Source organism: Micromonospora sp. NPDC048835 (assembly GCF_040649995.1).
Classification (GTDB): Bacteria; Actinomycetota; Actinomycetes; order Mycobacteriales; family Micromonosporaceae; genus Micromonospora.
The window spans coordinates 207,050-219,907 of sequence record NZ_JBEZGM010000004.1 but is presented as its reverse complement, the minus strand read 5'-3'; the positions used below and the strand labels follow the sequence as shown (position 1 = coordinate 219,907).

Here is a 12,858-nt window from a genome sequence, read left to right as displayed (position 1 = left end):
CCCGGGGGTTTCGGCCCTTCGGACTACATGAACGAGGGTGAGCCCCAGGTGACGGTGCCGGGGGCGCCGTTGCCCGGGTAGAGGTTCAGGGTGCCGTTGCTCCTGCGACGGACCATCAGGTCCATCTTCCCGTCGTTGGTGACGTCGCCGAGACTGCTCATGTCGAAGTCCTTGCACTTGCCGCAGACCAGGACACGGGTCCCCCAGACCGGGGCCCCACTGGCGGCCGTGTTCGGGTAGACCCACATGTCGCCGGTGCTGGCGTTGCGCATGATCAGGTCCGGCTTGCCGTCGTTGTTGGCGTCCTCGATGTGCACGTTGTCGTATCCACCGCAGGAGCCGCAGAGCAGGATCCGGTTGCTCCAGGTGATTGCGCCGCCGGTCGGGCCGTTGCCCAGGTACGCGTACATGTCCCCGGTGCTGGTCTCCCGGATGAACAGGTCGGTCTTGCCGTCCCGGTTCACATCGGCGAGGTCGGACGTGGCGAAGTTGACGCACTTGCCGCAGACCAGCTGCCGGGTAGCCCAGACCGGGTCACCGTTGGCGACCGTGTTCGGGTAGACGTACATGTCGCCGGTGCTGATCTGGCGCATGAACAGGTCCAGCTTGCCGTCGTTGTTGGCGTCGGCGATGTTGAACGAGTCGTAGCCCCCGCACTTACCGCACACCACCACACCGGCGTCGAACGTCAGCGTGCCGTCCAGGTTGGTTCCCCGGCGCAGCAGCACGTCGCCGTTGCTCTGCCGGATCAGCATGTCGCCCCGGCCGTCACCGGTGACGTCGCGGACGTTCGGTGCGAGGAGCGTCTGGGCGTAGTTGCCCGGCGCGGTGGCCTCGGCCGGGTTCAGGGCCCGGTCCCAGTGCTGCACGTTGCTGACCTGACCCGAGTAGTACGAACTCGGTGCGCCCTTGTAGCGGTAGTGACCGATCACGAAGCGCCCGGTGCTCGGCCAGGACACGGCGGCGGCGTGCTGTGCCGTGCCAGCCAGGTTGTTGTTGACGTACAGGGCCATCGTGCTCGTGGTGGCGTTGTAGGTGGCCACCAGGTGCGTCCAGACGCCGAGCTGCGCGTTTGGTGCACTGGCGGCCTGGTCGTACGACCAGGCGTCACCGTCGGCGCGGGCCATCCCGAACCGCCAGGTGTTGTCGCTCTGCTCCTGCCAGAGGATGAACCGGGCCGAGCGCGACCCCTCCTCGGAAAGGATGACCTTGCCGGCGGTGGTGGGCTTCACCCAGACGGCGACGCTGAACGACTTCGTGGTGTCGATCAGCACCGGGCTGGCGGCGCTGACCAGGCTGCCGGTGCCGTTGGCGTCCACGCCGGTGCCGGTGCTGTCGCTGTTGAGCCGCAGGTCCGGGCTGAAGAGGTCACCCTCGTGCCAGTACGCGTTGCCGGTGCCGGTGAGCGTGCTGCCGCCGGAGATGTCGGCCGCGGTCGCCGCCGCTGCACCCGCCCCGCCGTCGTTGAGCGGCCAGGTGTTCTTGGCGGTGACCAGACCCTGCGCCTGCTGGGTGGCGATGGTGGGCGTGCCGCCAAGGCCGGTCACCAGGTACGCAGTGGTCAGACCGTTGCCGCCGACGGTCCAGAGGTCCGGGGTGTCGTCGGAGTTGACGTCGGCGGCCCGCAGGCTGAGCGTGGCGCCCCGGTTCCAGTTGGTCGAGAGCGTGAACGGGGTGTAGGTGAGCTGGTTGGTGTCCTGGTTGTAGGCCAGGTTGGTCCAGAGGTGCAGGGCCCCGGTGCTGCTGTTCCACAGGAACATCGCGGTGCTGCCCTTGATCTGGGCGGTGGCGATGGTCCAGTTGTTCCAGTCCACGCCGCCCGTCGGCGTCAGGTTCTGGGTGTTGCCGTTGTAGAAGTAGAGGCCGGGCGCAGGGACCATCGGGTAGTAGTTGAGGAAGTAGCCGTTCGTGGCGTCACCGCTGGTGCCGATCAGGTCGGGCATGGTGGACCCGGTGCCACGGCCGTCGCCGGCGTTGACCAGTTGCAGTGGCGCGTTGCCGTTGCCGTCGAGCAACAGCTCGCCGGAGACGCTGACCTGGTTGTTGTAGGGCTGGATGACCGAGCCGTCGCCACTGCCCCGCAGGATGGTGCCGTTGCCGGCGTTGGCGCCCGCCGTGTAGTAGACGAGCACGTCCTGCAGACCCGACCCGAAGAAGTGACCGGAGATGGCCTGGCCGCCGTTGAAGTCGGACGGGTCCTCGTTGCCGGTGACCCCGTTGCCCCGTGCTCCGATGTCGTTCACCGTGGTGCGCACCGCGCCGCTGTTCATGCCCGTGCCGAGCCAGAGGCCGGAGGGCATCCCGTTGCGGGCGCCGACGGTCAGCAGGTCGGCGACGCCGTCACCGGTGAGGTCCGCGTCGGCAGCGATGTCGGCGGGGTCCGCGTTGAAGGTGACGGTGGCGGTCTCGCCGAAGTTGCCACCCGCCGACAGGCTGGTCACCGCGAGCGTGTTGGTGAACCGGGTCGGCGTCGTCAAGACCGTGGCAGCACCGGCCGACGCGGAGACGGTGACCGGGGGCAGACCGTTGAGCTGGTAGCTGTAGCTGGTCGGTTGGGTGCCGGTGCTCGGCGGCGTGATGGCGAAGCTGACCTCATCGCCGATCTTCGGCTGGCCCTGCGGCTGGCTGATCTCCGGCGCGCCGGTCCGGGTGGGGTCGAAGGTGAAGTTGCAGGTCGCCGACCAGTCGCTGGCGGTCCGGAAGTCGGTCGCCTGGACCTTCCAGGAGAAGTTGGTGACCGCGCCGCCGGCGGCGGCGCGCAGCGTGGCGGACGGCACGATCAGCACGCCGGTGCTGCCCGAGGAGTACGTGAGCAGGTTCGGGTTGGACGACGCCAGGGCGGTCTGCGAGGCGTCGGCGGTCTTCCAGAGCTTGAAGCTCACCCCGAGGGTGCCGCCGTTGGGGTCGGACACCGGAGCGTAGAGGTAGACCGGGTTGTCGCCGATCGTCGACCCGCCGGCGCACGCGGTCCGCGGCGAGGTGGTCATGCCGCTCGGCTTGTTCGGCTTGTGGTTGTAGAGGATCTCCAGCGTGGGGCTGGTCTGGAGGAACTCCTTCCAACTCTGGGCGTCGCTGCCCTCGTTGTCGCCGACCATCCACAGGGTCCGGGTGGCGGTCCGGTTGTTCGTGATGTCGGTCTTGATCTGGTCGGTGATGTTGAAGGCGACGCCGGCGGCGGCGCAGCCGCTGTAGCCGTGGGCGAAGCTTGCCGACGCCGCGAGCCGGGTGGTGCTCTGCGTCTCCCAGTAGTTCCAGGTGGCGTTGGACTTGGCGAGCACGGTGTTCGGGGCGTAGACGTTCACCCGCTTCGCGTTGCAGGACCACGAACGGGTGTTGGTGATCTTGAAGGTGGCCGAGCTGATCTCGGCACCCTTCAGGGCGCTGTAGGGCACCGGGAAGTTGATCAGCGTGTTCGAGCGTTGGCTGCCGGAGTTGCCCACCTGCATCCGACCGATCGGGTCGGGGGTGTTGTTCCAGTAGTTGGTGGACTGGTGCTGGTACGAGATGCTGGCCCAGCCGGACATCCGCGGGCCGGTGGTGCTCCAACTGAAGCTGGGGTCGATGTAGACCGGGTACACGGTCGCGGCATCGGTGAGCAGCTTGCGGTCCGGCTTGAGGCCGAGCTTGCCGGGGGCGATGGCCACCCCGATGGCGGCGGTGCGTGCCGCGCGGCCGGGAGCCGCGCTGGTCGACGCGGCGCCGCTGCGCGCGGTCGGTCCGCTGGTGCCACCCGCCGAGGAGTCCCACATCAGCGGCGCGGGTGCGGTGATGACCGCGTCGCCGGAGCGGTCCTGCCCGCTGATGTTTCCGGCCGCGTCAGCGCCGAGCGTGAAGCCCTTGGCGGCGGTGGCCAGTTCGAGCGTCGCCAGCTTCGGGTTCGCCGCGGCCTTCGCGTCCTTGACCACGAAGACGTGCGAGAAGCCACCCTGGGCGTTGACGGTCGCCGTCAGGTCCACACCGGGCAGTACCTCGGCGTACGTCGCCGTCGGACCGGCCAGCGTGGGCTTGGGCAGGGCGACGGGTGCGGTCAGGGTGAGCGAGCGGTCCCCGCTGACCAGGTGTGCCATCGGTCCGGTGCCACCACCGGAGAGCGTGACCTCATGCGTGGTGGTGGTCGAGGTGATGGTGCCGTCGGCCCGTCGAACCAGGGTGGGGTCCAGTGACTTCCAGGCGTTGCCGACGCGCTTACGGTTCGGTACGGCGCTCTGGCTGAGCAGGAGCCGTCCGTCCGGCCGTGCGGTCAGGGTTTCCGTCGAGGTGCCGGCGGCGGTCGCTTCGACCTGCTTGCCGGTTCGCTTGGCCTTGGCCAGGGCCGCGTCCACCCCGAGCGGCCCGGCCGGCTCAGCAGCGGGTTTCGGCTTCGCCGGAGCGGCAGCGGCGGCGGCTGGCAGGGCCAGGGGCACTGCGGTCGCGGCGATGGCGACAGCGGCCACCGCACCCGATGCGACGGCGCGTACGCGCAGTCGTCTCTTGATCATATGAAGTTCTCCCCGTTAGTGACGTGGACGCGTAGCCGCGTCCGATCGAGCGGCCACAGTGAATCAGTCACGCCTGCCTACGGGAAACGTCTCTGGTCACTTTTCGCTGTCCCTTTGGCACTCAGTGAGAGGGATTTGATGGCATCGGGGGTCGATCATCGTTATGAGTCCGTGACCTTCGGCCGGTTCGGACGTGAAACATTGTTCGCGCCACGGGGGTGCGCGTCGTATCACTCTGCGTGGTTTCCATCCCATCTCGCAGAGCTGAGGTACGCATGGCCGTCCACGGGGGATTACGCCTGCTCACACGTCCCAGACGCTTGGTCGCGGTTGTCGCGGCCACGTCGCTCGCCGCCAGCCTGTTGTCGGGTGCGCCGGCGGTGGCGAAGCCGAAGGGGCCCGAGTTGGCGAAGGCCCCGGCGACATCGCCGGGGCAGTCGGTCAAGGGTGTGAAGCCGTTGCCGACGAAGTTCGTGACGCCGCCGGATGACGCGAAGTCGACGTTCCGGCCGACGCGCACGGTGTGGCCGAAGGCCGCATCGGCGGAGGTCGAGCTGCCGGTTGTCGCGGCGGGTGCGCGTGCGGCGTCGCCGTCGCGGGTGCGCGCTGCGGGCACGCCGGTGTGGGCCGAGTCGGTGGCGGCGAAGGCCGGCCCGCGCAGCCTGAAGGTGACGGTGGCCGACCGTAAGGCTGCGGAGGCGGCCGGGGTCGACGGTGTCCTGCTGTCGGTGTCTCCGGACGTCAGCGCCGGTGCGGTGCGGGTCGGTGTGGATTACGCGGGGTTCGCGGAGGCGTTCGGCGGTAACTACGGGTCGCGGTTGCGGTTGGTGCGGTTGCCGGCGTGTGCGGTGACGACGCCGACGCGCAGCGAGTGCCGGACGGCGACGCCGCTGGTGTCGACGAACGACGCGGGTGCGCGGTCGGTGTCGGCCGAGGTGCCGATGGCCTCGGACGCGCGGGTCCAGGCGGCCGGCGGTGTCACGGTGCTGGCGGCGGTGGCCGCAGCCGGTGAGGAGGGCGGTAAGGGCGGCACGTACGCGGCCACTGACCTGAAGCCGTCCGGATCGTGGACCGGTGGGGGAAGCACGGGTTCGTTCTCGTACTCGTACCCGATCACCATGCCGCCGGCGGCGTCGGAGTTGGTGCCGACGGTGGCGTTGTCGTATGACTCGGGCAGTGTGGATGGGCAGACGGCGTCGACGAACGCGCAGTCGTCGTGGGTGGGTGATGGTTGGTCCACGCCGCGCTCGTACGTGGAGCAGACGTTCGCGTCGTGCATGGATGAGCCGGGTGGCAGTGCGTCGCCGGTGAAGACCCCGGACCGGTGTTACGACGGCCCGTTGTTGACGTTGTCGCTCAATGGTTCGTCGACGGCGTTGGTCTGGGACGCGGCGAAGAAGGTGTGGAAGCCGGAGTCGGACAACGGTGAGGTCGTCACCCACGTCGAGAACGCGAACAACGGCTCGGGCACGTACAACACCGACTATTGGCGGGTGACGTTGCGCGACGGCACCGCCTACGAGTTCGGCCGTAACCGCCTGCCGGGGTGGTCCTCGGGTAAGACGGAGACGAAGTCGGTGGATCACTCGCCGGTGTATTCGCCGCACTCGGGGGATCCGTGTTACAGCTCGGCGGGGTTCTCGTCGTCGGTGTGCACGATGGCGTACCGGTGGAACCTGGACTACGTCACCGACACGCACGGTAACGCGATGGCGTACTACTACAACCAGGCCACGAACTTCTACGGCCGTAACAAGGGCGCCACTGATGTGTCCTACATCCGTGACAGCAACCTGGCGCGTATCGATTACGGGTTCACCGATGGTGGCGCGTATGGCACGGTGGCGAACCAGGTGGTCTTCAACACCGGTGACCGGTGTGTGTCGGGGACGTGTCAGCCGTTGAACTCGGCGAACAAGGCGAACTGGCCGGATGTGCCGTTCGACTTGATCTGCGCGTCGGGGGCGGACTGTGACGACTGGAGTCCGTCGTTCTTCTCGACGGTCCGGCTGACGTCGATCGAGGCGCAGCAGTACAACACGGCGACCTCGACCTACGAGAAGGTCGACTCGTACGCGTTGTCGCAGAGCATGCCGGCCACCGGTGACGGCACGTCGCCGACGTTGTGGTTGACCGGGATCGCCCGTACGGGTCATGACACCAGCGCGGGTGGGTCGACGGCGGCCATCACGTTGCCGTCGGTGTCGTTCACCGGCATCAAGTTGCCCAACCGGGTCGACACCGCCGGCGGCCTACCGTCGTTCTACCGGCAGCGCATCGCGACGATCACCACCGAAACCGGGTCGGTGATCAGCCCGTCGTACGAGCTGCCGGTGCCGTGCACGGCGCCGGTCACCGTTGATCCGGCGGCGAACACGAAGTCCTGCTACCCGGTGTTCTGGACCCCGGACGGGTACACGGACCCGTTGAAGGACTGGTTTAACAAGTACGCCGTTACCCGGGTCACCTCCACCGACCCGACCGGCGGCGCGGCGGCCCTGTCGACCAGCTACAAGTACCTGGGTGGCGCGGCGTGGCACTACGACGAGAACGAGGTCGTCAAGGCCAAGTACCGCAGCTACGGCCAGTTCCGCGGCTACGGCAAGGTGCAGACCTTCACCGGCGACGGTGTCAACGACCGCCGCACCCAGGCCGAGACCGCGTACTACCGCGGCATGTCGAAGAACAACAACACCACCGTGGTCAACGTGACCGACTCCGTCGGCGGCACCCACGAGGACATCGACGAACTCGCCGGCAAGGAGTTGGAGAGCACCCAGTACCTCGGCGAAGGCGGCCGGGTCGACTCCTCCACCATCACCTCCTACTGGGTATCCGCAGCCACCGCCACCCGCAGCAGGACCGGGCTGCCGGCGTTGACCGCGCAGTGGGTCGCACCCATCAAAACCTACAGCCGTCAGGCAGTCACCAGCAGCGGATCGGTGACCTGGCGGTACACCGGCACGGACAGCAGCTACGACGCGACCACCACCAGCGCCACGTTCGGTGAGCTGAAGAACACCTACACCTACACGGTGCCGGTCGACGCGGCGTACAACCAGTGCACCACCTACACCTACGCCCCGACCAACACCACCAAGAACCTCGCCGGACTGGTCAGCCAGACCGAAACCGTGGCCGTGGCCTGCGGCGGGTTCACCCAGGGCAACCCCGCGTCAGTGCCCGGCAGCATCAACACCCTGACCGCACCGGGCAGCGTCAACCGACCCGCCCAGGTCGTCAAAGCCGAACGCAGCTTCTACGACGTGACCGACTTCTCCACCACGTTCCCGCAGGCGGCAGCACCCTCCAAGGGTGACGTCACGGTCAGTCAGGTCGCCAAGGACTACACCGGCGGCGCGTACGTCTGGCAGACCACCGAGCGGTCGACCTACGACAGCTACGGTCGGGTGATCGACTCCTACGACGCCAAGGGCAACAAGACCACCAGCGGCTACACCATGAACGCCGCCAAACTGGTCACCGCCACCTCCACCACCAACCCCGCCGGGCACGGCAGCTCCGCAACGCTCGATACGAAGCGCGGAATCCCGTTGGTCAGCACGGATGCCAACGGCGTCGTCACCACCCAGCAGTACGACGCGCTCGGCCGGGCCACGTCGGTGTGGCTGAACTCCCGCGCCACAAGCGTCGGCGCGAACCACAAGTTCACCTACACCGTGTCCAAGAGCGGGGTATCCGCCACCACCACCCAAACCCTCAACAACTCCAACGGGTATCAGACGTCTGTCACCATCTACGACGCGCTGTTGCGGACCCGGCAGACACAGTCGATCACCCCTCGGGGCGGTCGGATGGTCACGGACACCTTCTTCGACACTCGCGGGTGGACCCGCGCGACCTACAACGGTTGGTGGGACGACGCCAACCTTCCGGCGGTGAGCACGCCGGTGTCGGCGGCGGACCTGGGCAAGCAGGTCCCGAACCAGACCCTCACCACCTACGACGGCCTGGGCCGGGCGGTCGTGGCCACCAACGCCAAGAACGGCGTGACCGTCTCGACCACCACCACCGTGCACGCCGGCGATCGCAGCACGGTCGTCCCGCCGTTGGGTGGGGTCGTCTCGGCCACTCTCACCGATCCGCTCGGTCGGAAGAAGGAACTGCACGAGTACAGCGCCCGTCCGACGGTGACCACGCCGACGGACACGTTCACCGGCATGTTCACCGTCACCGGTGGTACCGCGACGGTCAGCAAGTACGGCTACGACGAGCGAGGCAACCAGTCGACGCTCACCGACGCCAGCAACAACGTGTGGACCTCCACCTACAACCTGCTCGGCCAGGTCGTCGGCAAGGTCGACCCGGACGCCGGCACCAGCAGCATGAGCTACGACGCCAACGGCAACCTGCAGCAGTCCACCGACGGCCGCGGCAAGAGTCTCTCGTTCACCTACGACGCGCTGAATCGAAGGACCGGGGAATATACGTCCACCGTTGCGAACCAGTCGACGGCGAACCAGCGGGCGTCCTGGGTCTACGACAACAGCAACGGCGTCGCGGGTGTCACCAACGCGCTCGGGAAGCTGACTACCACCACCGCCTACCGGGGCGGGCAGGCGTACGTCACCCAGCAGAAGGCGTTCAACGTCTTCGGCAGTTCCCTCGGCGTCACCGTCACCGTCCCCGACACCGAGGGTGCCCTCGCTGGGTCGTATGTCTTCGGGCACACCTACTCCTCGGTGCTGGGCCTGCCCCTGACCGACACCTACCCGGCCAAGGGCAGCCTGCCCGCCGAAACCGTCCTGCACGGCTACACCGGTGTGCTGGACCTGCCCACCACCCTCGGTGGTTTGAACGGCTATGCCAACGGTGTCAGCTACGACGCCTACGGCCGAGTCGACCAGCAGACCCTCGGCACCGGCACCAACCTGGCGTATGTCACCAACACCTACGACCCGCACAACAGCCGGCTGACCAACCAACTCGTCACCCGCTCGACGGCAACCCCGTCGAACGTCGACGAGCAGGAGTACAAGTACGACCTGGTCGGCAACATCACCCGCAAGATCAGCAAGAGGTTGGGCGCCACCACCCCGGCGGAGACCCAGTGCTACGGCTACGACGGCCTGGCCCGCCTCACCGAAGCCTGGACCGGCACCGACGCCTGCGCCACCGCGCCGACCGACGCCAACAAGTCCATGGTCGGCAACGCCATCGGCGCCGGCAGCGCCTACTGGACCAGCTGGCAGATCGACCTCATCGGCAACCGCACCCAGCAAACCGAGCACAACCTCACCGGCGGCACCGACACCAAAACCGTCTACGCCTACAACGGCAACGCTCAGAACAAGCCCCACACCCTGACCTCCACCACCACAACCGGCGGAGCAACCGGCACCACGTCATACGCCTACGACAACGCCGGTAACACCACCGGCCGCAACGCCGCCCAGGGCAACCAGACTCTCACCTGGGACGACGCCGGCGATCTGATCACGGTGACCGGCGGCACCAGCGGCAACAACAGCTTCATTTACGATGCCGACGGCAATCTGTTGCTACAGAAGGAACCGGGCAAGAACACCCTCTACCTGCCGGGGCAGCAACTCACCCTCAACACCACGTCCACCGTCGTCACGGGCAACCGTTACTACGCCCTCCCCGGCGGCGGCAGCTGCATCCGCACCGGCAGCGGCACGGCGTACACCTTTGCCATCGCCGACCACCAGGGCACTCCGTCGCTCTACCTCGACAACACCGCTCAGAATCCGACCTGGCGGCAGTACACCCCGTACGGCGCACCGCGAGGCGCAAACGTCACTGGACCGGACAACCACGGTTTTCTGAACAAGCCTATGAGCCCCACGGGTCTTACCATCGTCGGTGCCCGCTCGTATGACCCGACTCTAGGACGATTTGTATCCGTCGACCCACTGCAAGATGCGGCCCAGCCGCAGCAATGGAATGGATATTCGTACGCCAACAACACTCCGGTGACGTCCAGCGACCCGACCGGAATGATCCCCGACGACTGCAAGTACTTCGATTGCTACGGGTACGACGTGAAGAAGGGCTGCCCGGGCGGATGCGGCTCGACGACCAACGTCAAATACGGTAAGAAGCTGAAGCTCGGCAGCACCAAGTTGAAGCGAGGCACGTACGTACCGCCGCCGAGGCAAGCGCCGAAGCCGAAGCCGAAGCCGCAACGGTGTGGGGGTGGCTTCTTCGGCAGCGTGTGCAACTGGGCTGTCGACCACGCCGATGTCACCGGGGCGGTTGCAGGCGTGTTGGTGGGGGTCACATGCACGGTCGTTACCGGCGGCGCCGGCGCAATAGGCTGTGGCGCCCTCGGCGGAGCGGTGACTAACTGGACCGCCGGGGCTTTAAAGTGCGAGGGCGGCGACAAGACAAAGTGCGGGCTGGGGTTGGTCCAGTACACGGTGGAGGGGGCTGCCTTCGGTGCTATCGGCGGCGGTCTCGGGGCTAGCTTCGGTGGCCTTCTCAAAGGTGGGGGTGCCGGCATGAGGACGGCTTGGTCAGAGCTCGATAGTCTGGGAGCCCTGCGAAATGGGGCACCGCAGTTCATCAGCAGGCGCATCGGCGGCAACCCGAAGCAGAATCTCGACCTCTTCGTCAAGTCTTCCTGGCAGGACCTTCGCAGGGAGGTTAAGCGGGAGGGTGTGGGCGGCACTACTCGCAACATCGCGCGGGACGTGATGATGGCCAGCGATTCGCCCGAAGCTGTCGGCGGGTCTATCATGGCTGGGCTCATGCCGGGTAGCCTGAACGATGTCCTAGACTACAACCCGTTCCAGCCCCAAAACGGTGTTAACGGATTCGGTGGAAATATTGGTGGTTGGTTCCCGTGATTCGGACAAGTCCTGGTTCCGGCCTCATGGATCCTGATATCCGGGACCGCGAGATGCGGCTCTGGCAGACCCTGGGGCCGGCTAGGTATCGCCTGCGCTCCGCCGGGCTCGCAGTCCTGGTGGCTTTCGCTGGAGTAGTGATTTTCCTCGGAATCGTAACTTTGGTCAGCTTTTTTCCTGGCAGCGGGACCGTCTACCAGGGGCCCGGGGAGCGCCCGGTGAGTGTGGTTGTCGGTGAGTGCGAGCAGATTGGTCCGATCAGCAAGAATGGCTTCGGTTACTGGTGGGAATGCAATGCAATAGTGACCGCAGCGGACGGTGCTGCACGTCAAGCCCGGCTTGAGCGATCGATCGTTACACCCGAGGACCGAGGCCAGCCGGTTGAGCTGCGGGAAGGTTGCCGTGACAAGAGCGGATTAACCGATTGCGGTTACGGCAGACCGGTCAACGAATGGTTCGAAGTCGGCGTACTACTTATCGGCAAATTGAACTGGGTGATCGCAGTCGTCAGCGCCCTCGGGGTCCTGATGTACCTGACCAGGGCACTGCTTGGTGCGCCTCGATACTGCCGGTTCCGCGGGAGTCGACCTTTGAGCGAAAGGTCATAAGCGACGCTGCCCGGACCTCTTGGAGGTTCGGGCAGCTTCGTTCGAACACCCTTCAGGAGTTGAATGTGGAAACACCGTCCGACCAGAGCACGCTGACACTGACGTTGCGCCACCCGGTTGCCACTTTTCTCTACCAAGCCACCAAACCTCGCATCCGTCTGGACGGCGTAGACCTAGAGACGAGCGGCTGGGGCGTGCAACGCATCCCGATCACGCCGGGCGAGCACCGGCTCGATGTCTGGGTGCCATACGTCATACCAAGACGTGCAGGCCGGGCTCGACGCAACATCACCGTTGCCGATGGACAAGATCTGGCCCTGGAGTACATGGCACCGACGATGACGTTCGCCCGAGGGTCACTTGCCGCACCCGGCGTACAGGCGTCGAGGGGATACTCGACCGTCATGGTGTTCAATATCATCGCGGTGGTCGTGGTGGTGGCGGCGCTCATCGCGCTCGCGCTCACTTGATCTCCCTATTTCAGTCAGATGACGCCCGGTGGGGGCACCTGGAGGGCTGTGGACACCACATGTCCGTGCCACAGCACGTCCTCGGCGTGCCCAAGCCCAGGCTGCGCGACGCCGAACTAGTCTCACCGACGGCCTCTGCCGGGCTACCGACCATCGAACACGTCTTCAAGGACAAGCCATGCCCGGCCGGAAACCTCTTCGTCCGGGAAGATCTCGGCGCAAAGGCCGAGGACCTCTGCGGGGTCGTTCAACACGAGGTGCGCCACGAGGAAGCGGATGTCCTCGGCGTCTCGACGTCGTGCCGCGAGAACCTTCATGGCAAGCAGATGCTCCGGGGACGCCGCCGAGACCCGCAGGCCAGGGCCATCGAAGACTCGTGGTGCCTCCGGATCCCCGCCAACGGCGACGTACGCGCTCGCCTGTTCGTTGAGCCACCACTGCGGCAGCCCTAGCTCATCCGCGACGGCCC

5 protein-coding genes are annotated in these 12,858 nt (G+C 66.6%); 4 read left to right on the top strand and 1 reads right to left on the bottom strand.

The window, feature by feature from the left end; translation table 11 throughout:
- Window positions 1–23: 23 nt before the first annotated feature.
- Entirely contained in the window at window positions 24–4,478 is a 4,455-nt protein-coding gene (locus AB0C15_RS07515; RefSeq protein WP_357349696.1) for a LamG-like jellyroll fold domain-containing protein, read from the bottom strand.
- Window positions 4,479–4,858: 380 nt separating this feature from the next.
- On the opposite strand from AB0C15_RS07515, the gene AB0C15_RS07510 reads away from it, so the two are divergent.
- From AB0C15_RS07510 to AB0C15_RS07495, 4 genes are all read left to right on the top strand, one after another.
- A complete protein-coding gene (locus AB0C15_RS07510) occupies window positions 4,859–11,311 on the top strand; it encodes an RHS repeat-associated core domain-containing protein (RefSeq protein WP_357349694.1) in 6,453 nt (2,150 codons plus the stop codon).
- A gap of 26 nt (window positions 11,312–11,337) precedes the next feature.
- Window positions 11,338–11,919, top strand: a complete 582-nt coding sequence (locus AB0C15_RS07505; protein ID WP_357349691.1) for a DUF6346 domain-containing protein — start codon at window positions 11,338–11,340, stop codon at window positions 11,917–11,919.
- 65 nt (window positions 11,920–11,984) lie between these two features.
- Window positions 11,985–12,389 (top strand): hypothetical protein, encoded by a 405-nt coding sequence (locus tag AB0C15_RS07500; RefSeq protein WP_357349689.1) that lies wholly within the window; start codon window positions 11,985–11,987, stop codon window positions 12,387–12,389.
- A 59-nt stretch (window positions 12,390–12,448) separates the two neighbouring features.
- On the top strand, window positions 12,449–12,841 hold the full coding sequence (locus AB0C15_RS07495; protein WP_357349687.1) for a hypothetical protein: 393 nt from the start codon (window positions 12,449–12,451) through the stop codon (window positions 12,839–12,841).
- The last annotated feature ends 17 nt before the right edge of the window (window positions 12,842–12,858 follow it).

What these genes read in the sequence shown, in the direction of transcription:
- AB0C15_RS07515 (WP_357349696.1), bottom strand. Translation starts at nt 4,478, where the DNA reads ATGATCAAGAGACGACTGCGCGTACGCGCCGTCGCATCGGGTGCGGTG.
- AB0C15_RS07505 (WP_357349691.1), top strand. Translation starts at nt 11,338, where the DNA reads ATGGATCCTGATATCCGGGACCGCGAGATGCGGCTCTGGCAGACCCTG.
- AB0C15_RS07495 (WP_357349687.1), top strand. Translation starts at nt 12,449, where the DNA reads ATGTCCGTGCCACAGCACGTCCTCGGCGTGCCCAAGCCCAGGCTGCGC.